At 37.8% G+C, this 21973-nt stretch carries 35 protein-coding genes; 30 read left to right on the forward strand and 5 right to left on the reverse strand.

Features of this window, described 5'->3' with window-relative positions; translation table 11 throughout:
* Positions 1–197, reverse strand: a 197-nt coding sequence (locus tag EYS08_RS26210) for a hypothetical protein (protein ID WP_208745944.1), incomplete at its 3' end; no start/stop codon positions are given.
* A 261-nt stretch (positions 198–458) separates the two neighbouring features.
* Here EYS08_RS26210 and EYS08_RS24310 point away from each other — a divergent pair.
* Positions 459–728: a hypothetical protein gene (locus EYS08_RS24310; RefSeq protein ID WP_165456552.1), complete on the forward strand. Its 270-nt coding sequence runs from the start codon at positions 459–461 to the stop codon at positions 726–728.
* 272 nt (positions 729–1000) lie between these two features.
* Here EYS08_RS24310 and EYS08_RS24315 read toward each other — a convergent pair whose 3' ends face one another.
* The 3 genes from EYS08_RS24315 to EYS08_RS24325 all read right to left on the reverse strand — a co-directional run bounded on the left by EYS08_RS24315 (position 1001) and on the right by EYS08_RS24325 (position 2325).
* The gene (locus EYS08_RS24315) at positions 1001–1195 is read right to left on the reverse strand and encodes a YtxH domain-containing protein (protein WP_131032526.1); all 195 of its coding nucleotides are present in this window, start codon (positions 1193–1195) and stop codon (positions 1001–1003) included.
* 10 nt (positions 1196–1205) lie between these two features.
* Positions 1206–1568, reverse strand: coding sequence for a hypothetical protein (locus EYS08_RS24320; protein ID WP_131032527.1), 363 nt, complete (start codon positions 1566–1568; stop codon positions 1206–1208).
* Positions 1569–1677: 109 nt separating this feature from the next.
* Complete coding sequence (locus EYS08_RS24325) at positions 1678–2325, reverse strand: hypothetical protein (protein ID WP_131032528.1); 648 nt, start codon at positions 2323–2325, stop codon at positions 1678–1680.
* Positions 2326–2461: 136 nt separating this feature from the next.
* On the opposite strand from EYS08_RS24325, the gene EYS08_RS24330 reads away from it, so the two are divergent.
* Entirely contained in the window at positions 2462–3805 is a 1344-nt protein-coding gene (locus EYS08_RS24330; protein WP_131032529.1) for a deoxyguanosinetriphosphate triphosphohydrolase, read from the forward strand.
* 327 nt (positions 3806–4132) lie between these two features.
* Here the strand turns inward: EYS08_RS24330 and EYS08_RS24335 are convergent, their stop codons facing one another.
* Entirely contained in the window at positions 4133–4744 is a 612-nt protein-coding gene (locus tag EYS08_RS24335; protein WP_131032530.1) for a hypothetical protein, read from the reverse strand.
* Between the two features lie 172 nt (positions 4745–4916).
* Between EYS08_RS24335 and EYS08_RS24340 the strand changes: the two genes are divergently transcribed.
* From EYS08_RS24340 to map, 28 genes are all read left to right on the forward strand, one after another.
* Positions 4917–6173, forward strand: a complete 1257-nt coding sequence (locus tag EYS08_RS24340; RefSeq protein WP_131032531.1) for a prephenate dehydrogenase — start codon at positions 4917–4919, stop codon at positions 6171–6173.
* A 9-nt stretch (positions 6174–6182) separates the two neighbouring features.
* Positions 6183–6776 (forward strand): hypothetical protein, encoded by a 594-nt coding sequence (locus EYS08_RS24345; RefSeq protein WP_131032532.1) that lies wholly within the window; start codon positions 6183–6185, stop codon positions 6774–6776.
* An 85-nt stretch (positions 6777–6861) separates the two neighbouring features.
* Positions 6862–7482 carry an FEKKY domain-containing protein gene (locus tag EYS08_RS24350; protein WP_131032533.1) on the forward strand — a complete coding sequence of 207 codons (621 nt, stop codon included), beginning with the start codon at positions 6862–6864 and terminating at the stop codon, positions 7480–7482.
* Between the two features lie 229 nt (positions 7483–7711).
* Entirely contained in the window at positions 7712–8545 is an 834-nt protein-coding gene (locus EYS08_RS24355; protein ID WP_057932153.1) for a sulfite exporter TauE/SafE family protein, read from the forward strand.
* Positions 8545–8940 (forward strand): DUF1634 domain-containing protein, encoded by a 396-nt coding sequence (locus EYS08_RS24360; RefSeq protein ID WP_131032534.1) that lies wholly within the window; start codon positions 8545–8547, stop codon positions 8938–8940. Before EYS08_RS24355 ends, EYS08_RS24360 begins: the two co-directional genes overlap by 1 nt.
* A gap of 88 nt (positions 8941–9028) precedes the next feature.
* Positions 9029–10276, forward strand: a complete 1248-nt coding sequence (locus tag EYS08_RS24365; protein ID WP_131032535.1) for a hypothetical protein — start codon at positions 9029–9031, stop codon at positions 10274–10276.
* Positions 10277–10567: 291 nt separating this feature from the next.
* The gene (gene rplC / locus EYS08_RS24370; protein WP_057932251.1) at positions 10568–11185 is read left to right on the forward strand and encodes a 50S ribosomal protein L3; all 618 of its coding nucleotides are present in this window, start codon (positions 10568–10570) and stop codon (positions 11183–11185) included.
* A gap of 4 nt (positions 11186–11189) precedes the next feature.
* Entirely contained in the window at positions 11190–11819 is a 630-nt protein-coding gene (rplD, locus tag EYS08_RS24375) for a 50S ribosomal protein L4 (protein ID WP_029278647.1), read from the forward strand.
* A gap of 1 nt (position 11820) precedes the next feature.
* Complete coding sequence (rplW, locus tag EYS08_RS24380) at positions 11821–12111, forward strand: 50S ribosomal protein L23 (protein WP_029278648.1); 291 nt, start codon at positions 11821–11823, stop codon at positions 12109–12111.
* A 20-nt stretch (positions 12112–12131) separates the two neighbouring features.
* Positions 12132–12956 (forward strand): 50S ribosomal protein L2, encoded by an 825-nt coding sequence (gene rplB, locus EYS08_RS24385; protein ID WP_055910079.1) that lies wholly within the window; start codon positions 12132–12134, stop codon positions 12954–12956.
* On the forward strand, positions 12956–13222 hold the full coding sequence (gene rpsS / locus EYS08_RS24390; RefSeq protein WP_010599906.1) for a 30S ribosomal protein S19: 267 nt from the start codon (positions 12956–12958) through the stop codon (positions 13220–13222). Before rplB ends, rpsS begins: the two co-directional genes overlap by 1 nt.
* Positions 13223–13229: 7 nt before the next feature.
* Positions 13230–13592 carry a 50S ribosomal protein L22 gene (gene rplV, locus EYS08_RS24395; RefSeq protein WP_029278650.1) on the forward strand — a complete coding sequence of 121 codons (363 nt, stop codon included), beginning with the start codon at positions 13230–13232 and terminating at the stop codon, positions 13590–13592.
* A 9-nt stretch (positions 13593–13601) separates the two neighbouring features.
* Positions 13602–14453, forward strand: coding sequence for a 30S ribosomal protein S3 (gene rpsC / locus EYS08_RS24400; RefSeq protein WP_131032536.1), 852 nt, complete (start codon positions 13602–13604; stop codon positions 14451–14453).
* Positions 14454–14493: 40 nt separating this feature from the next.
* Positions 14494–14916: a 50S ribosomal protein L16 gene (gene rplP / locus EYS08_RS24405; RefSeq protein ID WP_010599903.1), complete on the forward strand. Its 423-nt coding sequence runs from the start codon at positions 14494–14496 to the stop codon at positions 14914–14916.
* 73 nt (positions 14917–14989) lie between these two features.
* Complete coding sequence (gene rpmC, locus EYS08_RS24410; protein ID WP_025145217.1) at positions 14990–15202, forward strand: 50S ribosomal protein L29; 213 nt, start codon at positions 14990–14992, stop codon at positions 15200–15202.
* Positions 15203–15215: 13 nt separating this feature from the next.
* The gene (gene rpsQ, locus EYS08_RS24415) at positions 15216–15470 is read left to right on the forward strand and encodes a 30S ribosomal protein S17 (RefSeq protein WP_010599901.1); all 255 of its coding nucleotides are present in this window, start codon (positions 15216–15218) and stop codon (positions 15468–15470) included.
* Between the two features lies 1 nt (position 15471).
* Positions 15472–15840: a 50S ribosomal protein L14 gene (gene rplN, locus EYS08_RS24420; protein ID WP_010599900.1), complete on the forward strand. Its 369-nt coding sequence runs from the start codon at positions 15472–15474 to the stop codon at positions 15838–15840.
* Between the two features lies 1 nt (position 15841).
* Entirely contained in the window at positions 15842–16183 is a 342-nt protein-coding gene (gene rplX / locus EYS08_RS24425; RefSeq protein WP_029278653.1) for a 50S ribosomal protein L24, read from the forward strand.
* Positions 16180–16746, forward strand: a complete 567-nt coding sequence (gene rplE / locus EYS08_RS24430) for a 50S ribosomal protein L5 (protein ID WP_086547740.1) — start codon at positions 16180–16182, stop codon at positions 16744–16746. Before rplX ends, rplE begins: the two co-directional genes overlap by 4 nt.
* Complete coding sequence (gene rpsN, locus EYS08_RS24435; RefSeq protein ID WP_025145214.1) at positions 16746–17015, forward strand: 30S ribosomal protein S14; 270 nt, start codon at positions 16746–16748, stop codon at positions 17013–17015. Before rplE ends, rpsN begins: the two co-directional genes overlap by 1 nt.
* Positions 17016–17170: 155 nt before the next feature.
* A complete protein-coding gene (gene rpsH / locus EYS08_RS24440; protein ID WP_010599896.1) occupies positions 17171–17569 on the forward strand; it encodes a 30S ribosomal protein S8 in 399 nt (132 codons plus the stop codon).
* Positions 17570–17587: 18 nt separating this feature from the next.
* Entirely contained in the window at positions 17588–18145 is a 558-nt protein-coding gene (gene rplF / locus EYS08_RS24445) for a 50S ribosomal protein L6 (protein ID WP_131032537.1), read from the forward strand.
* A gap of 5 nt (positions 18146–18150) precedes the next feature.
* Positions 18151–18504 (forward strand): 50S ribosomal protein L18, encoded by a 354-nt coding sequence (gene rplR / locus EYS08_RS24450; protein WP_029278655.1) that lies wholly within the window; start codon positions 18151–18153, stop codon positions 18502–18504.
* Between the two features lie 17 nt (positions 18505–18521).
* Positions 18522–19040: a 30S ribosomal protein S5 gene (gene rpsE / locus EYS08_RS24455; RefSeq protein WP_010599893.1), complete on the forward strand. Its 519-nt coding sequence runs from the start codon at positions 18522–18524 to the stop codon at positions 19038–19040.
* 4 nt (positions 19041–19044) lie between these two features.
* Positions 19045–19224, forward strand: a complete 180-nt coding sequence (gene rpmD / locus EYS08_RS24460) for a 50S ribosomal protein L30 (protein ID WP_010599892.1) — start codon at positions 19045–19047, stop codon at positions 19222–19224.
* 104 nt (positions 19225–19328) lie between these two features.
* Entirely contained in the window at positions 19329–19775 is a 447-nt protein-coding gene (rplO, locus tag EYS08_RS24465) for a 50S ribosomal protein L15 (protein ID WP_025145210.1), read from the forward strand.
* A 7-nt stretch (positions 19776–19782) separates the two neighbouring features.
* Positions 19783–21123: a preprotein translocase subunit SecY gene (gene secY, locus EYS08_RS24470; RefSeq protein ID WP_131032538.1), complete on the forward strand. Its 1341-nt coding sequence runs from the start codon at positions 19783–19785 to the stop codon at positions 21121–21123.
* Between the two features lie 8 nt (positions 21124–21131).
* A complete protein-coding gene (map, locus tag EYS08_RS24475) occupies positions 21132–21917 on the forward strand; it encodes a type I methionyl aminopeptidase (protein ID WP_131032539.1) in 786 nt (261 codons plus the stop codon).
* The last annotated feature ends 56 nt before the right edge of the window (positions 21918–21973 follow it).

Below are 21973 nucleotides of genomic sequence, written 5' to 3' on the forward strand. Positions count from 1 at the left end.
AAAGCCCATTGACTGAATGTGTTTTGCATTTGAGAACAGCTTAACACAAAGCCCATAACAAAATCCATCGGAGAAATCTTCTTTGCACTGCGCTGAAGAAAACCACTGCTCCGAGCTATAGTATCAATGGTTGATCCATTAAAAAAAATATCAAATCTTTTTTTTATTTTAGAGTTGAAAAAGCGGCTTGTAGACATTGTCAAATGTGTTTAGAACTACAAGTTGCTTTTTCCTTTTTAAATAATAATCACAGACTTTTCAACCTTTGTCAATATCATTAACTTGACGCTAATGCGAACCTTCGGGGCAGGGTGACGACCAGTTCATGCAAAATGTTCATACAGGGATAAATTAAAGAACATTATCAATCGAATTCAGGTTACTAATGCTTGAAGTAAACTTTTTTATCGTACGAATTGTTGTTATAGAAGATTGTCTACAAAGAAATGGCTATGGAAATGAATGAAAATAAAAATATAGACCCTAATTCGGAGATTAACCGCAATGAGGAGGATATTGAATGGGATAATGGAGAGGCTACTTATGGGCATAAACGTGCCGATTTTAAACGTAAAGATCAGCCAGATGAGTTACATTTATTGAAAGCAGAAAATGATCCTACACATGCCGTAAATGAAAATTTAAATAATTCGAATTTAAGTCAGGGTGAAGACATTGGAAACAGAAATAAAAATAACGAGAAAGGTTTGAGGGGGAAAGATCTATGATCTAGTTATAAAGAGACTATTCATATAGAATAATCCCTTTACAAAGTTTATGCATTTTCCGGTAGATGGAAATTAATTAGGATTCCACAACTGAAATGCGTTAATCAAGAAGCAAATGCCCTTAAATCGTTAGTCTCTGATTTTTAGTTAATCTTTGTCGCGAATCCTACAGCGCTGCAAATTTCAAGAACTTATCGTCAATTTACAAGACGTTCGATATTAATATATTGACATATGTCAATTTAATGCGTATTCCAACACTCGATTAATTGTCAGTATAAATCACTTGTTTGACGATAATCCTGTCTTATTTTTTCAGCATAATTCTTAATCTTATCTATGTATTCCGGAGCTTTTTCCTTAAAGTCATCAATCAATGATTTTCCATCAGTTATCCGCTTTTTGGTGGCATACTTAAAACCATATATGGCTGCTGCGCCTAAAATGGCATATTTTAATAGTCCCATAATTGCCTGTTTATATTCCTGTATTTAATGCATGGTTTTCATCGGCCTCATTAATGCCAGTATTCGTTCTAAAATCGTCAGATGAACTTCCGGTATGACTTTCAGCACTCTGTATGGTTGGGTTCTTATCCGAACTGTTGTAAGCATCGTCGCTAAGAGAATCTTTACCCTGCGTACCAGAATTATCCCGGCCGTCTTTGGCTAAAGGATTTCCCTTAATCAATTCGCTCGGTTCTTTGCCATAACTGGTTACTACGTCGGTGTTGTTACCTGCTTCGTAAGCTTTTTGTACATCAGATTTTTCTGACTGCTCATCATCTGATCCTACATAACCTTCTATATGCTCTTCTTTGTTATATATGTTCGTTTTCATAGTATTATAGCTTTATGAATAAACAGAACGCAGACTAAATAGTTTGGATCAGGATAAATCAATAAATGGGTAGTAACAAAAAAGGCAGATATTTCTATCTGCCTTCGTTTTAACTTTTATACGGGAAATTCCGTGATATTTTTCGCATCATCCTTTCTACCATATCATCGGTAGAGCTCACAATGGAATCGTCCATTGTTTTAAAGAAACGCCACATTAACTCTCCATCCGCTCCATTGTTTATGGTTAAGAACATGGTACCTGTTCCAGATTTCCCTCCAAAGCCACCAAATAAAACAGCTGAGGCGATTGCACCAGCTTCAGATTTAGTTTGCTCAGTTTCAAAACGTCCGCCGATAACAGCATCAACACCAAGTATTTTGGCTAGTTCATCTTTGGTTGTTTCGTCTAACTTACCTAAAACGCCTGCTTTTTTTAATAAGATGTTTGTTTTGTCAACATCCTGGAAAGTTACGGTATAGTCAGAAGCTTTCCTTAACAAAAAGGTGTACATACTGGCCTGTATCGATCTTGCCATCGATTCTTCCTGGCTTTTGTTTCCTTCTGCACTGAAGTTTTTTGGTTGTTTCCGGTAAGAAATTTTTACCTCGAAAGGTAAGATGGCTACAGTTTTTTGTGTTTTGATTGTTTCCTTTAGTTTTGGACTTTCAAAAATTTGCTTGGAGCCTTCAAATTGTGCTTTGGTTAAAACCGTAAAACAGCACAAGATAGCGAGCGTTAATAAGATTTTCTTCATTATTTGTTTGTTTAATTTTGTAGCGAATATAAAAATATCTTTTAATTGTATAATATAAATTTTACCTGAAGCTTTATGCTTAACCATTTTCGCGTTTTGTTTAACTTGCGCCAAATTTTAAATGCAAACGGGATAAATGGAGTGGAAATATTTACTTTCGAATAAGAGATACGGACAAGAGCAATATGGTGCTAGTACAGATCGGGCACGGTCAGATTTTCAGCGTGATTATGACCGGTTGATTTTTTCGTCTCCTTTTAGAAGGTTGCAGAATAAAACCCAGGTTTTCCCATTGCCGGGAAGTGTTTTTGTACATAACCGTTTAACGCATAGTTTAGAGGTTGCCAGTGTAGCCCGCTCCATGGCGAATATATTTTTAAAAAGTATAGAAGAGCAACAACCACAACTGATTAAAGATGTTCCTTTAATTAACGAAGTAGGTAATATCGTGGCTGCCGCTGCACTGGCGCATGATTTGGGAAACCCAGCCTTTGGGCACTCGGGCGAAGCAGCTATTTCACGATATTTTACCGATGGCGATGGGAAAGTTTATCAGAAAGAAATGAACGAATCGCAATGGCACGATTTAATTAATTTTGAAGGTAATGCAAACGCCATCAGAATTCTTACCCACCCACTAAAAGGAAAAGGCAACGATGCTTATGCGTTAACCTATTCTACTTTGGCTTCGATTGCCAAATATCCTTGCGCCTCAATTGCTGGTAAACAAAAGGGGGTGCTGCACCGTAAGAAATACGGTTTCTTTCAATCGGAAGAAGAAACATTTAAAAAGATCGCAGCCGAACTTCATTTGGAGAAAGAAGAGGGCCAACACCTTATTTACAAACGCCACCCTTTGGTTTACCTGGTAGAAGCTGCCGATGATATCTGTTACAGCATAATTGATTTAGAAGATGCACACCGCTTAAAGATACTTTCCTATGAGGAGGTAAAGAGTTATCTCTTGCCTTTTGCCAATTCTACTACCATAGAAGACCGCTTAAAGCATGATTATGAGGACGATGACGCCAAAATTGGTCTGCTCCGGGCCAAAGCGATTAATACCTTAACAAACCAATGTGCAGCTATATTTTTTAGAGAACAAGAAAAATTACTTAAGGGTGAGCTTAACCATAGTTTAACCGATTTACTGCCCGAGCCCTATATCTCAGCCTGGAAAGCCGTAGAGAAAATTTCGGTTGAGCGCATTTATAACTTCTCATCAGTTATACAGAAAGAGGTTGCTGGTTACAAAATTATGGCCGGTTTATTAGAGGAATTTGTTCCTGCACTTATTCATAACAATACACACTATTACAAAAAACTGGTTAAACTTATTCCTAAACAATATCATACCGATTTGACCGATATTTACTCCATAATACAGAGTGTATTGGATTTTGTTTCGGGCATGACAGATTTGTACGCCGTTGATCTATATCGTAATATCAAGGGGATATCTTTTCCATCAGAAACATAATATTTCTGCGTGATTAATAACTGTCGGTTTGGTTTGTACAAAAGCCGACAGCTCTTCTAATAACAGGTTGTAGGTGGTCTTAAAGTCATTATTTTCTGGAAAGCACTTGCAGTAGCTTTTGTGTAAGAGCAGTCCCGCTCACGCTTCTGCCAATTGAAGGAATTAGCTAATGGCGGGGCTAGCGGAACCGAAGCACCACAAGCACTGCTTTGCAAAAAAAATGTCATCCTGAGCCTGTCGAAGGACAAATATTGTTTGTTTTCAATTATTGAAAAGTCTTCGACAAGTTCAGACTGACAGCATTATATTTAATGATATTAGATTAGGCTACCTTCCCCTGCCGTCATCCCATTTATTTCTTTCATCCTGCAGCTCCCGTGCAAGCCTCATTTCTTTATCCTTAGCTTTTACTTTATGTGCCTGAAACTCGTCGGCTACTTCCTGGTAAAGCTCCGTTCTGTACTTCGCTTCGTGCCTTAATTTACCTGATTGGAAAATTACAAAGGCCAAACCTACCCCAAGAACAATAATTATGGCCCAAACAATGGTATTATAGGTGCCCTTATTGAAGGATATGCCTAAAAATTTAATTTCATTAACAGCAGCATTGGCATTGGCCAATGAACTTTCTTTTCCATTTACTTCGCCTTTTAAGCTCGAAATGTTATCGGCCTGTGCTTTAATTTCCTGACGGGCCTCTTGCAGCTGTTTACGTTCTTTTCTTAGCGTATCACTAACACTTTTCCATAGGGATGACAAGCGTGATGGATTGATCAGCCTTGCGCCGTTAAAGCTTTTTGATTTCTTTAACATGAACTGGTACTGGCCATTTAACGATGGGTCGGTATTTTTCGTGGTGTCACGTAAAGCTTGCCCAAATGCAACGTTTAAAAATAGCATAGCGCCTAAAAACAATAGGGTGTGTTTAATTTTCTGCATAGTTTAAATATAGGTGTTAGAATGTAAAACTACATTTTTATCTATTTTTCCGGTTAATAAATTTTGTTTAAGGTTTTGGCAAATCGATAAAATTGTTCTGGTTTAACATTCTAAATAACAATTTTATCTAAGTTTTATTATAAATTTATTTGCGATAGGTTACATTTGTTTCATGCAAATAGGAATTATTGGTTTGGGCGATATGGGCAAATTGTATGCGCTATCGTTCATAAACGCTGGTTATAAGGTATGTGGGGCAGATATGCCCTTACGTTTTACAGATTTAAAAAATGAACTGGAAGCTAAAGGAATCGAAGTTTTAATCGATGGCCATGAGGTTGCCCGTAAATCAGACTTTATTATCTATTGCGTTGAAGCCGAAAAAATTGATGAGGTGGTAGCTACTTTTGCGCGCTCAACAAAATATGGTGCCATAGTTGCCGGACAAACCTCGGTTAAACATCCGGAAATTGCTGCTTTCGAAAAACACCTACCAGAAGACACTCAGATTGTAACCTGTCATTCTTTACATGGTCCTGCATTTAGTCCGGAAGGGCAAACACTTGTAGTGGTACGTCACCGTGCTACCGATGCTGTTTATGCCAAAGCTTTAGAAATTTATAAATCTTTAAAATCGAGCATTATTGAAATGGACGATTATAGGGAGCACGATCGCATTGTGGCTGATACACAAGCGGTAACGCACATGGGTTTCGAAAGCATGGGGTCAGCATGGAAAAATGCAGGTTTTTTTCCCTGGGATAATCCGGCATATGCAGGTGGAATAGATAATGTGAAAATTTTGACCACGCTTAGGATTTTTAGCTATAAATCGCACATTTATGCTGGCTTGGCCATTTTAAATCCTTATGCCCAGAAACAGGTAAAATATTATGCGCAGGCCGAATCTGAATTGTTTAAATTGATGATCTGCGAAAATGAGTCGGAGTTTAGAGAAAAGATTTATGCGGCCCGTGATTTCGTTTTTCATGAGAGTCGTGCGCTTTTACTGTTGGATGATAACATCATGAAAGAATTCAGCCTATCAGACGCCAGCCATAAACAGAAACCAAATTCGCATTTAAGTTTACTGAGCATGGTATATGCCTGGTATAAAATGGGCGTAAACCCTTACGATAACCTGATCTGCCAAACGCCACCTTTTAAATTGAGGTTGGGCATTGCCGAATATCTTTTCAAGAATGAAGCGATGTTGGAGGAATCGATCAATACTGCTTTATATGATAAATCTATCCGTGGCGACGATCTGGAATTTCATACCGCTGTGCACGAATGGGCATCGATTATTGGTTATGGCGATTTAAAAGGTTATAAAGAACATTTTGAAGCTGCCAAATCATTTTTTGCCAACCGTTTAAATGATGGTAGGGATTTAAGTGCAGAGATGATTAAGCGTTTAGGCAAGTAACGATTAGGAATGAAGACCATTCTAAATAAGCCTGAACTGGTTTCGCTGTTGCAACAACAATTAATAGAGATAGAAACACTTTGTGGGGAGTACGATAAAGGAACTGATGTTGTTATTCCATCAATTGCCGAAAAAATCGTCGTGATTTTCCACAACTCCGATCAAGCAAAAGCACTGGTGAGCCAGCTTAAATTAAATCATCTCGATATGTATTGCAGTTCGCAGATTTATGATTTCAAGAGCCTTACTAATTTTATCGGCTTGTTGAAACTGGCACATCGTACTGGAAAGGGGTGGGCGTATGTTGCTGGGTCAGACCGTTCTGTTTTAGTAAGGGTATCGCAAGAAAACTGGTGGAACAATAAAAAAGTGATTGTTGATTCGGACGGGATTGCTTTTACGAGGGCTAAAATAATTAAATCGTTGGCCAGTTCCAGTTCATTGTTGCTTAATACTTCAGGCTGGACGGTCAAAGATGCCGAAGGCAACAAATCAACTATCGACCCAATACCCGAAACAGTTAGGCAAATTGCTTTCGAACTACTTGAAAGTTTTCGGGGTGTTGATTTGAATAAGGAAAGTAAACTTCTTTATAAAACATAGAATGATTGAATTTTGAAGGAGAGAATTGCATCGGCCAAATAATCATTAAAATGAATAGTAGCTCATATTTAAATCCAATTAAGCGATGAAAAACAGTTTCAAAATTTTTTGGCCGACTTTAGGAATTACTCTTTTTTTGATTTCTTTACTTTTTAATTTCTCCGATATAGGGAATGATTTTAGCCTATTATGGAGAATTGTGAGCTTGTGGAATATTTTATTATATATTTCTGCTGCTATATGTGTTGGACTTTTATTAGCCTTATGTTTGTTCCGCAAACAGCCCTTTAAAAAACGCATCATTTTTACAATTTCAATTTCTTTCATCATGCTATCCACTTACCAATTTACCGAAATGGCTATATTTAAATACGGCTTAAGGGAAGAGTACAATTACTTTACAGCAAAAAGAGATGTTAAAAAGGGTAATGTGCAAGTGCTTGGTGCAGGTTTGATAATCTATTTTGAGCATGATACGGTATTGAATGAAAAAACACGTGCAGCTATCGAAAAAAAATATGGCTTTAAATCAAAAGAAGTCGGCTGTATCTATTATGAAGGAATTGGGTTTTATAATAATGTAATGGAAGATTATCTGGTAGAAAGAAATGGACCAAATTGGAGAAGTCGATTTAACAAAGAAATTAGTCTTGCTAAGAAGAAACAGAAAAATAAGGAGCAAATGTTATCGGTCATTTCTGAATAAGATGAAATTCTTGAAAGGTATTTGGATATTAAAACTGAATTGATAATTAAAAGAATGATCGAATGAACAGGTGTTATATTTGCGTATTCATAACTCGCCCATTCAAAATTACTATGCTGTAAACTTCCATTTTTCTTCGTTCATCTTATATCATCCATATAACATATAGACTTTATTTTATTCCCTTAATTCTTCGTTTACCCAAAAAGAGTGCATTATATTTGCCCGCATGTCGGTATTGCTGTTTACCATTATCATTTTATTAGGTGCTTTTTTAGCCGGATTATTGGGTTCACTAACGGGCTTGGGTGGAGGAGTAATTATTATTCCATTGCTCACTTTAGCTTTAGGAGTTGATATCCATTATGCTATAGGTGCATCAATTGTTTCTGTTATTGCAACCTCTTCGGGTTCGGCAGCGGCTTATGTAAAAGAAGGGATTACCAATATCCGAATTGGGATGTTTTTAGAAATCGCTACCACAATAGGCGCGGTGTGCGGTGCAATTGTAGCCGTTTATCTCAATGCCAATTATATTGCTATTCTATTTGGCTGTATCCTGATTTTTTCGGCCATCATGACGCTAAAGAAAAAGGTAGATCACACTACTTTAGACAATACTGATAAATGGGCCAATTTTTTTAAACTCAATGGATCTTATCCGGATAAAGGTATAGATCATCCATATGCGGTAAAACATGTTCCAGGAGGTTTTTTAATGATGCTTTTTGCCGGAACATTATCGGGTTTGCTGGGCATTGGGAGTGGGGCATTAAAAGTAATCGCGATGGATAACATTATGCGTTTACCATTTAAGGTATCAACAACAACCAGTAATTTTATGATGGGGGTTACTGCTGCTGCCAGTGCGGTGGTTTACTTACATCGTGGCCAGATCGATCCGGGCATTGCCATGCCAGTATGTATCGGCGTTTTAACTGGCGCAACTATTGGCTCAAAAATTTTGTTAAGAGCCAAAACCGATAAGCTCAAAATGATATTTGCCGTAGTTGTTGTATTCTTGGCATTACAGATGATTTATAAAGGAATAAGCGGATTATAATGCGTACAACAGGAAAAGAAAACCTAAACGATAAGGATATTCAGGTAATTTTGGGTACGCTTCTGCGTGCAGGTGTAATTATTTCGATGAGCATTGTATTAATAGGAGGTGCCATTTTTCTAATCCATAATAGTGGGGCCATTACCGACTATAAAGTTTTTAAACCCGAGCTCGGCAAGTTTTCATCCATAGTGGCCATATTTAAGGGAGTATCTACTTTTCAGGGTGATGCGATTGTGCAGTTTGGTATACTGATGCTCATTTTTACACCAATTGCACGTATTGTTTTTGCTATTTTCAGCTTTTTAATCGAGCGCGATTACCTATATGTACTCATTGGATTTATCATTTTGGCCATTATAACCATCAGTTTAAATGGTGGGATAGCACATTAATTTTCTGTTTCCATCTTTTTTAAAAATCTCTTTAAAATATTTAGTTAAAGCACTAAAATTGTAATCAGAAATTTTTAATACAGATCCAATGGCGAAATCAGGTAAAGTTGTTCAATTATTCCAAAAACCAGAGAATTTTATCAAAACCCGAGCCAGGGAATTACAGTTGGGCAGCTGTTATATCAATTTCGACTGGGAAGAATCCGGTATTGCAAGTGCATTGGTAAGCCGGAAACATACCAACGGAAACGTTACTCTGGGCTTTTATCTCATTGATCTGAAATGTTTGGGGATAAAGGATGCGTTTTTTAGATTTAATGTAGCTGTAGACGAGATGTTCGACCTCGTTGACCAAATGAATGGTGTTGAGATCGAATATGAAAAAATACATAACATTATTTATGGTGCAGAAGCTTTTGCCAATGATTGTGGCTTCAAACCACATAAAGACTGGACAATAGTACAATTTATATTGGCAGAAGATGATGACAGTATTCCATTAATCGAAATCGAATTTGGCGAAGGTGGTGTGCCGGCCTTTTTTGTTGGCCCTTATGATAATCCTGCTAAAGTAAATCAGATACTGGCCACCCTAGATAAAAATGTTGGAGCGGGCAATTATCTGTTTTATAACGATGAAGATGAGTTTGAGGATGATGAAATTATTGAAGACGATAATAAGCAAAGTTTTAAGCAGATATACTATACTTTTGCTGGCGCTTACCGGGATAAATTTGGGGAAAGCGAAGCCGCTACCTTAGATAAAGACCATATTATCGAAATCTGGGACCAAAAAGTGGATTTGGGGCTTTATAGCCTTGACAATGATTTGGATGAGGCCATTATCGACTGTGCTGAAGAACATGAGTCGATTTTTGATGTCAAAAGTGTCGAAAGTCTTAATCAGATTCATTCGCTTCTAATCAAAAACCCTGATATGCCATTATTTTATGCAGAATTATTTTTGCAATATAAAGTTTTTGGACTTCATGCAAAGGCTGATGCCATAGCCAAAAAGGGGATGCAGCTTTTTCCTGATTTCTTATATTTAAGACTTTATGTGGCCCATGCCGCTATGGTTGATGGTGAATTGGAAAAGGGCTTAAAGTTATTGAATAAAAAGCATAACCTTGATGAAGCATTCCCACAGCGAACAGCATTTGCAGAAGGCGAGTTTATGCTTTTTTATGCTGCGTTATGCCAGTATTTTTTAGCTAAGGATAATTTAATTGATGCCATAACCTGTGGCGATGCGCTGATTGTCGAGATTTATAAATATGCTTGTAGTGAAAATGCAATACTCGATCTTTTACCGCGGATAAAGACTAAACCGTGAGCGGTATATTGAACCGCAAAAATTGGTCAAATTAAAGCATTTTTAAACCTTAAATATGATCTAAAGTGCTTTTAATCAAATTTATAGCTATTGATTTAAATGCTCCAACAGCCCATTAACCTTCCTTTTCAGGTTAAATCCCATCATATCAGCAATTTATTTGAAAAAATATTTCGCTAACTATTTGAAAATTAATAATTCTTGCCTATCTTTGCCGTCCCTTTCGGGGGATGTACAACCACCTTGAACGAAGCCCTACTGCTTCGATGGGTGTTAAAAAGAAAAGATAAAATGTCAGGAATTATTGGAAAAAAAGTAGGAATGACCAGTATCTTTGATGCCGAAGGAAGAAACATTCCTTGTACGGTAATCGAGGCTGGGCCTTGTGTAGTTACACAAGTAAAGACCGAAGAAAAAGACGGGTATTCATCAATCCAATTGGGTTACGATGAGAAAAAAGAGAAAAACACAACTCAACCGTTAAAAGGCCATTTCGCGAAAGCAAACACAACTCCGAAACGCAAGCTGGTAGAATTCGATTCGTTTACAACTTCACTTAATTTAGGTGATGTAGTAACCGTTGACGCATTCGCAGAAGGCGATTTTGTTGATGTTGTAGGTACCTCAAAAGGTAAAGGTTTTCAAGGTGTTGTAAAACGCCACGGATTTGCCGGTGTTGGTATGCAGACTCACGGTCAGCATAACCGTTTACGTGCCCCAGGTTCATTGGGAGCATCATCATTCCCTTCACGTGTATTCAAAGGAATGCGCATGGCTGGAAGAACAGGTGGAGACAGGGTAAAAATTCAGAACTTACAAGTTTTGAAAGTTTATGCTGAGCAAAACTTATTAGTAGTTAGTGGTTCCATTCCAGGAGCTAAAGGTTCTTACGTAATCTTAGACAAGTAATCAGATGGAAGTTAAAGTATTAAACATTTCAGGTAAAGAAACAGGTGCCAAGGTGCAACTTCCTGAATCGGTATTTGGTATCGAGCCTAACGACCACGCGATTTATTTAGATGTAAAACAGTATTTGGCTAACCAACGTCAAGGTACTCACAAATCTAAACAACGTAATGAGATTGCTGGTTCAACTCGCAAACTATACAAACAAAAAGGTACAGGTGGTGCCCGTGCTGGCAGCATTAAATCTCCGTTATTTAACGGTGGTGGTCGTGTTTTCGGTCCTCAACCACGTGATTATAGCTTTAAATTGAACAAGAAATTAAAATCATTAGCACGTAAATCTGCTTTGGCTTATAAAGCAAAAGACAACAACGTGGTAGTTTTAGAAGATTTCAATTTCGATACAGCTAAAACTAAAAACTATACAAGTTTATTGGCTGCGTTAAACGTAGGTACTCAAAAAACTTTATTGGTTTTACCTGCGCAAAATAATAATATCTATTTATCAAGCAGAAACATTCAGAAAACTAAAGTAATCTCGGCAGCAGACTTAAATACTTATGATGTATTAAACGCTGGTGTACTTGTGTTAACTGCTGATTCTGTTAAAACTTTGGAGGAGGCGTTTGCCAAATAATATGGAAATTTTAAAAAAACCAATATTAACCGAAAAAGCTTCAGCTTTAACTGAGAAATCTAACCGTTTCACATTTAGCGTTAACCACAAGGCTAACAAAATCCAGATTAAACAGGCAATTGAGAAATTGTACGGTGTAACCATCGTTGCAGTTAACACTATGGTTGTTGATGGAAAAGCTAAATCTCGTTACACTAAAGCAGGTTTTGTATCTGGCCGTAGCCCGAAATACAAAAAAGCAATCGTAACGTTAAAAGACGGCGAAACAATAGATTATTACGCAACCCTTTAATTTAATAATTCATTATAACTATGGGCTTAAGAAAATTTAAACCAGTTACTCCAGGTACCCGCTTCAGAGTTGGTGCTAGTTTTACGGAGATTACAGCAACCAAGCCCGAAAAATCATTGGTTGTATCATCAAAAAAGTCTGGTGGACGTAACAATACAGGAAAAATGACTATGCGCTACATGGGCGGTGGTCACAAAAAATCATATCGTTTAATCGACTTTAAACGCGATAAATTCGATATTCCTGCAACAGTAGCTACTGTTGAATACGATCCAAACCGTACTGCCCGCATCGCATTATTACACTATGCAGATGGCGAGAAGCGTTATATCATCGCTCCTGAAGGATTGCAAGTTGGTTCGGTATTATTATCGGGCGACAAAGCAGCACCAGAAGTAGGTAACACTTTAAAATTATCGAACATTCCATTAGGTTCTATCATCCACAACGTGGAGATTCACCCTGGAAAAGGAGCACAATTAGCTCGTAGTGCAGGTGCTTACGCACAATTAGCTGCCCGCGATGGTAAATACGCTACTTTAAAAATGCCTTCAGGCGAAACCCGTTTAATCTTGACTACTTGTCTTGCTACTATCGGTGCTGTATCTAACTCAGATCATGCAAACGAAGTATTAGGTAAAGCTGGTCGTAAACGTTGGTTGGGCCGTCGTCCGAGAACTAGACCGGTAGCGATGAATCCTGTCGATCACCCAATGGGTGGTGGTGAAGGTAGATCATCAGGTGGTCACCCACGTTCAAGAAATGGTGTTTTAGCTAAAGGCTTCAAAACCAGAGAACTTAAAAAATATTCTAATCGTTACATCATAGAGAGAAGGAAGAAATAATGGCTCGTTCGATAAAAAAAGGACCTTATATTGACCATAACGTAGAGAAAAAAGTAAACTCTATGAATGATTCAGGCAAAAAGTCTGTAATCAAAACTTGGTCTCGCAGATCAATGATATCACCAGATTTCGTGAATCATACATTTGCTGTACACAACGGAAATAAATTTATCCCTGTGTACGTAACAGAAAACATGGTTGGTCACAAGTTGGGAGAATTTGCTCCAACCAGAACATTCAGAGGACACGCTGAAAAGAAAAAATAATTAGACAATGGAAGCAATAGCAAAATTAAACAATTGTCCAACCTCACCGCGTAAGATGCGTTTGGTTGTAGATCTTATCAGAGGTGAACGTGTAGAAAAAGCATTAAGCATTTTAAAGTTTACCAATAAAGAAGCAGCAATAAGAGTTGAGAAATTATTATTATCTGCTATCAAAAACTGGGAATCTAAAAATGAAGGTGCTCGCCCTGAAGAAAACCAACTTTTTGTAAAAACAGTTATGGTTGATGGTGGCCGTCAGTTGAAACGCTTACGTCCAGCTCCTCAAGGCCGTGGATATAGAATTCGTAAACGTTCTAACCATGTAACGCTGATTGTAGATAGTAAAAGTACAGAAACAACTCAAAACTAATTTTAGGAAATGGGACAAAAAGCAAATCCAATAGGTAACAGGTTAGGTATCATCAAAGGATGGGATTCTAACTGGTTCGGTGGCAACAACTACTCCGATAAATTAGTTGAAGATGAGAAAATAAGAAAATACCTTTCTGCCCGTATCGCTAAAGGCGGTGTTGCAAAAGTAGTAATCGAGCGTACGTTAAAACGTATCACGGTAACTATCCACACAGCTCGTCCAGGTATTGTAATCGGTAAAGCAGGTGCTGAGGTTGATAAAATTAAAGAAGAGTTAAAGAAATTAACTAAAAAGGAAATTCAAATTAACATCTTCGAAATTAAACGCCCAGAGCTTGATGCACAATTAGTTGCAGAAGGTGTTGCAAAACAATTAGAAGCAAGGATCTCATTCCGTAGAGCAATGAAATCTTCTATCGCATCAACCATGCGTATGGGTGCTGAAGGTATCAAAATCATGACTTCTGGTCGTTTAGGTGGTGCTGAGATGGCACGTACCGAGCAGTACAAAGAAGGAAGAGTACCTTTGCATACATTCCGTGCTGATATCGACTACGCTTTAGCTGAAGCCTTAACTACTTATGGTAAAATAGGTGTTAAAGTTTGGATCTGTAAAGGTGAGGTTTATGGAAAACGTGATTTGTCTCCAAACATTGGTGCAACAAACAACGGTCCAAAAGGCGCATCAGATAAACCAGCTTTCGGTGGAAGAGATAACCGTGGTGGCGGTAACGACAGACGTGGCGGTGGTAACGACAGACGTGGTGGAAACCAAGGCGGTGGTCGTGGTCCAGGTCAAGGTGGTCCCGGAGCAAACAGAGGTGGTGGCGCAGGCGCTAACAGAGGTCCTCGTAAATAATTGATTTATTAACATCGTTTAACGATTAGAACAAAATAAAATGTTACAGCCAAAAAGAACGAAGTTCAGGAAGATGCAAAAAGGCAGAATGAAGGGTTTAGCTTCTCGTGGAGCTGAGTTAGCATTCGGATCTTTCGGTATCAAATCTCTAGAAGCTACTTGGATCACAAGTCGTCAGATAGAGGCTGCCCGTATTGCCGTAACTCGTTTCATGAAACGTGAAGGCCAAGTATGGATCAGGATCTTCCCGGACAAACCGGTAACTAAAAAACCTGCTGAGGTACGTATGGGTAAAGGTAAAGGTGCTCCTGAGTATTGGGTAGCAGTTGTAAGACCAGGACGCGTAATTTTCGAAGCTGAAGGTGTGCCTTTAGAAGTTGCTAAAGAAGCATTGCGTTTAGCAGCTCAGAAATTACCGATCCAAACCAAATTCGTAGTACGTAGAGATTACGTAGAAGCATAGTAAAGTGTTGAGGTGAATGTTGTAAATACTTGTTTATTATAACCGCTACACTCAACGTAAAAGAAAAAGAAAAATGAAAAATTCAGAAATCACAGGGCTTTCAAAAGAAGAATTAGTAGCTAAGATTGCGGAAGAAAAAGAGAACTTATCAAAATTGAAGTTCGCTCATACTATTTCAGCTATCGAAAATCCTTCACGCATTGCAAAAGTAAGGAAAGACATAGCCCGTTTAAACACTGAGTTGACTAAAGTGAAAAACACTGAGTCAGCTACTGAAACTAAATAATTTGAGAGTCGACATGGAAAGACAATTAAGAAAAACAAGAACCGGGTTAGTGGTAAGCAACAAGATGGATAAATCTGTTGTAGTGAGCGTGGAACGTAAAGTAAAACACCCGATTTATGGTAAGTTCGTAAAGAAAACTACCAAATTTATGGCTCACGACGAGAAAAACGAATGCGGTATCGGTGATACAGTATTGATTATGGAAACTCGTCCTTTGAGTAAAAACAAGAACTGGAGATTGGTACAAATTTTAGAAAGAGCTAAATAAGATGGTACAACAGGAATCGAGATTAAACGTTGCTGATAACAGCGGCGCAAAAGAAGTATTAGTAATTCGCGTGCTAGGTGGAACCGGCAAACGTTATGCTTCAATTGGTGATAAAGTAGTTGTTACCGTAAAAAGCGCGTTACCTTCAGGTAACATTAAAAAAGGTACAGTTTCTAAAGCAGTTGTTGTAAGAACTAAAAAAGAAATCCGTCGTAAAGATGGTTCTTATATCCGTTTTGACGATAATGCTGCTGTATTATTGAACGCACAGGATGAGCCAAGAGGTACACGTATCTTTGGCCCGGTTGCGAGAGAACTACGTGAAAAACAATTCATGAAAATTGTATCATTAGCACCGGAGGTATTATAAAATGGGAAACAAAGTAAATACACCATCAAAACTTAAAATCCGCACAGGAGATTTAGTTAAAGTCATTGCTGGCGATTCAAAAGGTCAACAAGGAAAAGTACTTTCAGTACTTATAGATAAAAACAGAGCCATTGTGGAAGGCATTAATTTAGTATCTAAACATACTAAACCAAATGCTGCTAATCCAAACGGTGGTATTATTAAAAAAGAAGCTGCTCTTCACATTTCTAACTTGATGTTGGTTGATCCAAAATCTGGTAAAGCTACCCGCGTAGGTCGTAAACTTAACGCAGATGGTAAATTAGTTAGAGTTGCTAAAATTTCAGGAGAGGAGATTAAATAATGGCTACACCTAGATTAAAAAGCAAATACAAAGAAGAAGTTGTAAATGCACTAAAAGAAAAATTTCAGTACAAAACTGTAATGCAGGTTCCTAAATTGGAAAAAATCTGTATCAATCAGGGTGTTGGTCGTTTTTCTGTTACTGATAAAAAAATTATGGATACCACTATCGTTGAGTTGACTACCATTACTGGTCAGCAAGCGGTTCCGGCTAATTCAAAGAAAGATATCTCTAACTTTAAATTACGTAAAGGTATGCCGGTAGGTGTACGTGTTACATTACGCGATAACAACATGTACGAGTTCTTAGATCGTTTGATCTCTGTAGCTTTGCCTCGTATCCGCGATTTCAAAGGTATTAATGATAAAGGATTTGATGGAAAAGGTAACTATACATTAGGTGTTACTGAGCAAATCATCTTTCCTGAGATTAATATCGATAAAATCAATAAAATTTTAGGTATGGATATAACTTTCGTAACTTCGGCAAAATCTGACGTTGAGGCGCTTGAGTTATTGAAACAATTCGGATTACCATTTAAAAATCAAAAAACAGCAGAATAATGGCAAAAGAAGGTGTAAAAGCACGCGAAGTTAAGCGCCAAAAATTGGTAGCTAGATACGCTGAAAAACGTGCAGTATTAAAAGCTGCAGGAGATTTCGAGGGTTTAGATAAATTACCTAAAAACTCATCTCCGGTACGTTTACACAACCGTTGTAAATTAACTGGTCGCCCTCGTGGATATATGCGTACCTTTGGTATTTCAAGGGTAACGTTCCGCCAGATGGCACTAGACGGTAAAATACCAGGTGTTAAAAAAGCATCTTGGTAATGCAACTAGTATAAAGTATTTAGTATCGAGTATCAAGACCAGATTGGTTTCTTGATACTCGATACTTATGTCTATATACTAAAAAAAGAATTTTAACCGGTAGCAGGTCCCACAGCTGGGTAGCAGAAGGAAACCACTATCAAAAACAATAAAAAATGAATACAGATCCAATAGCAGATTATTTAACAAGAGTAAGGAATGCCATTAAGGCCAACCACCGTGTTGTAGAAATTCCTGCATCAAACCTTAAAAAAGAAATTACTAAAGTTCTTTTTGACAAAGGTTACATCGCGAACTACAAGTTTGAAGATACTACAGTTCAAGGCACCATTAAAATTGCTTTGAAATACAATCCAATTACTAAAGTTCCTGCTATTCGTACATTAGTGCGAGTAAGTAAACCAGGTTTGAGAAACTATGCTGGTGTTGAAAATATGCCAAGAGTATTAAACGGTTTAGGTATCGCAATCTTATCTACTTCTAAAGGTGTAATGACCGATAAAGAAGCAGCCAAATTAAACATTGGTGGTGAGGTATTGTGTCACGTTTATTAATATTAGGAGAACAGCACAATGTCAAGAATAGGAAAAGCCCCAATTACAATCCCTGCAGGTGTTACAATTACCGTATCAAAAGATAACGTAGTAACTGTAAAAGGACCTAAAGGTGAATTAACACAAGCAGTTGATACAGATATCACTGTAAGTCAAGAAGACGGAATTTTAACAGTTCAACGTCCTTCAGAACAAAAGAAACACAAAGCATTACACGGTTTATATCGCTCATTGCTTAATAACATGGTTATTGGTGTTACAGAAGGTTATAAATTAACTCAAGAATTAGTAGGTGTTGGTTACCGTGCTACAAACCAAGGTAACACACTAGATCTGGTTTTAGGTTATTCTCACCACTATGTATTCCAATTACCAGAAGAGATTAAAGTAACCACATCTTCAGAAAAAGGTCAGACTCCTAAAATTGTTTTAGAAAGTATTGACAAACAATTGATCGGTCAGGTAGCAGCGAAGATCCGTTCGTTACGTGCACCAGAGCCATATAAAGGTAAAGGTATCAAGTTTGTAGGTGAAGTGTTAAGAAGAAAAGCAGGTAAATCAGCATCTAAAAAATAGTAATCATGGCAGGTAAAAAATTATCAAGAAGAGATCGTATTAAAAAAGGGATCAGAAAAAGACTTACCGGTTCGGAAGAACGTCCAAGGTTATCTGTATATAGAAGCAATAAAGGGATTTATGCGCAGGTAATTAACGATGTAACCGGTAAAACAATAGCATCAGCATCATCATTATCGAAAGATTTTACTGGTACTGGAAACAAAAGCGATCAGTCGGTTGCAGTAGGCAAACTAGTTGCCGAAAAAGCAATCGCTGCAGGTGTTAAAGAAGTTGTTTTCGATAGAAATGGCTATTTATACCACGGTCGTGTAAAATCGTTGGCAGAGGGTGCCCGCGAAGCTGGTTTAGTATTTTAATCTGAAGAAAAAGTAAGATGTCAACTATTAATATAAAAAGAGTAAAAACCACCGATATTGAATTAAAGGATCGTTTGGTTAGTATACAACGCGTTGCCAAAGTAACCAAAGGTGGCCGTACTTTCAGCTTCTCAGCAATTGTTGTTGTAGGTGATGAAAACGGTGTTGTTGGTTTCGGTTTAGGTAAAGCGAAAGAGGTAACTGAAGCAATCGCTAAAGGTGTGGATGATGCTAAAAAGAACTTAGTGAAAGTTCCAATTTTAAACGGTACTGTTCCTCACGAGCAAATCGGTAAATTCTCAGGTGGTTTTGTTTTAATCAAACCAGCTGCAGTAGGTACCGGAGTAATTGCTGGTGGTGCGATGCGTGCTGTATTAGAGAGTGCTGGCGTGCATAACGTATTAGCAAAATCTAAAGGATCATCTAACCCACACAACGTGGTAAAAGCAACTGTTGATGCGTTAACTAAAATGCGTGATGCTTATACGGTAGCCCAAACCCGTGGTATAGATTTAAACAAAGTATTTAACGGATAATATTATGGCTAAGATCAAAATAACACAAGTAAAAAGCGTTATCGACAGAAGCGAGCGCCAAAAAAGAACCGTTCAGGCTTTGGGTTTATCTAAAATGAACCAAAGTGTTGAGGTTGAAGCTACTCCACAAATTATCGGTATGGTTCGCAAAGTGAACCATTTGGTAGCAATCGAAGCAATCTAGTAAAAGTTTTAAAGGTAGTATGGGCAAAAACCTGTATTACCTTTATATATGTTTAATCGTTGTACCTGTTTAGTGAAAGCGAAGGGCAACACAAATTCAAAAAAATGAATTTAAGTAATTTAAAACCTGCAGTAGGTTCTACAAAAAACAGCAAAAGAATTGGTCGTGGTACAGGTTCTGGTCGTGGCGGTACTTCAACTCGTGGTCACAAAGGTGCGGGTTCTCGTTCAGGTCACAAAACCAAAATCGGTTTCGAAGGTGGTCAAATGCCTTTACAACGTCGTGTGCCTAAAGTTGGTTTCAAACCAATCAACCGTACAGAATATGTTGGTGTAAACTTAGATGTTTTACAAGCTTTAGCTGAAAAACACAGCTTAACAACTATCGATTTCGCTGCTTTACAAGCACATGGTTTAGCTTCTAAAAACGACTTAGTTAAAATTTTAGGTCGTGGTGAGGTTAAAGCAAAGCTAGAAATTACAGCACATGCGTTCTCTGCAACCGCACAAAAAGCTATTGAAGCTGCAGGTGGTTCTATTGTAAAATTGTAATTATTAAATGAAGAAGCTATTTACTACTTTAAGTAATATCTGGAAAATTCAGGAATTAAAAGAGCGTATATTGTTTACGCTCTTAATTCTTTTGGTATACCGTTTCGTATCTCACGTGGTTTTGCCAGGTGTAGATCCAACTGCTTTAGGCGATAACGAAAAATCAGGAATCTTAGGCTTACTAGATATGTTTGCCGGAGGTTCTTTCTCTCGTGTGTCTATTTTAGCGTTGGGGGTAATGCCTTATATCTCTGCATCGATTGTGGTGCAACTATTGGGTATTGCTGTTCCTTCTTTCCAAAAAATGCAGAAAGAGGGCGAAAGTGGTAGAAAGAAAATGAACCAGATTACCCGTTACCTTACGGTAGCGATCACAATCGTTCAATCTGTTGGTTACGTTAAAACGCAAGTTCCTCCAGAAGCTATTTTATTGCCGAATACTTTATTTTTAGTGTTATCTACGTTTGTATTAACAGCAGGTACATTATTTGTAATGTGGTTGGGCGAAAAAATTACTGATAAAGGTATTGGTAACGGTACATCACTAATCATTATGGTTGGTATTATTGCCCGTTTACCAGTTGCAATTTCTCAAGAATTTAGTGCACGTGTTGGTTCATCTAGTGAAGGTGGGGGCCCGGTTGCATTGGTTTTAGAGATTGTTGCATTATTTGCAGTGGTAATGTTTACCATTTTAATTGTTCAAGGTGTACGTAAAGTACCTGTACAATACGCAAAGAAAATTGTTGGTAACCGCCAGTTTGGTGGTGTTCGTCAGTACATTCCTTTAAAGGTAAATGCAGCTGGTGTTATGCCGATCATTTTTGCTCAGGCGTTAATGTTTATTCCAGGTGCTTTAATGCAGTTTGTTCCATCGTTACAAGGTTCTTGGTTAATCCAGTTCAGCAACACAACTTCGTTGGCCTATAGCTTAACGTTCGCATTTTTAATTATCGCATTTACTTTCTTCTATACTGCAATTACAGTTAATCCAACTCAAATGAGTGATGATATGAAGAAAAACGGTGGTTTTATCCCAGGTGTTAAACCAGGTTTTGCAACATCAACTTTTATTGATGATGTAATTTCTAAAATCACTTTCCCAGGTGCAGTATTTTTAGCGATCATTGCTATTTTACCTTCGTTAGCGGTTAAGTTCGGCATTAAACAAGAGTTTGCGCACTTCTTCGGTGGTACTTCTTTATTAATTTTAGTTGGTGTTGTATTGGATACTTTGCAACAGATCGAAAGTTACTTATTGATGCGCCATTATGATGGTTTGATGAAAACGGGTAGAGTTACTGGCAGAACAGGTGTTCCTGCTGCAAGTAGCAACGCAGCGTTGTAGTGTAACGGATGTCTAAAATTTATTACAAATCTCTTGAGGAGATCGAGTTAATAAGAGAAAGTTCCATGCTTGTTTCTAAAACTTTAGCCGAAGTGGCCAAGGTGATAAAAGCAGGCATGACTACTATCCAATTAGATAAACTAGCCTACGAGTTTATAAGTGACCACGGAGCGATTCCGGCATTTTTAAATTATAATGGTTTCCCTAATTCTTTATGTATTTCGCCAAATGAGCAGGTTGTTCATGGTTTTCCAAGCGAATACGTAATCCATGAGGGCGACTTAATTTCGGTTGATTGTGGAGTGATTAAAAACAATTATTTTGGCGATTCGGCCTACACTTTCTCTATCGGGGAAATTGATGCCGAAAAACAAAAATTGATTGAGGTTACTAAACGTTGCCTGGAATTGGGTATAGAAAAAGCTGTTGTTGGTATGCGTATCGGTGATATCGGTTTCGCTGTTCAACAGTATGCAGAAGCTAATGGATTTGGCGTAGTAAGAGAGCTTGTGGGACATGGTGTTGGTGTAAAACTTCATGAGAAACCAGAAGTTCCGAATTATGGGAAACGTGGTGCAGGACCAAAACTTGAAGAAGGAATGGTGATTGCGATAGAACCCATGATCAATGCAGGCGTAGCCGGTGTTAAATTCCATAACGATGGATGGACGGTAACCAGTAAAGACAATAAACCATCGGCACATTTTGAACACACAGTAGCCGTAAAAAAGGGCAAAGCAGATGTTTTATCAACGTTTTCTATAATAGAAGAAGTTTTACAACAAAAAAAATAAATAATTAAAATTTTTTATTTAATTTTGCAACCCTGTTTAGAAGCAGCTAATTAAGT

It is taken from the genome of Pedobacter kyonggii, from assembly GCF_004310665.1.
Classification (GTDB): Bacteria; Bacteroidota; Bacteroidia; order Sphingobacteriales; family Sphingobacteriaceae; genus Pedobacter; species Pedobacter kyonggii.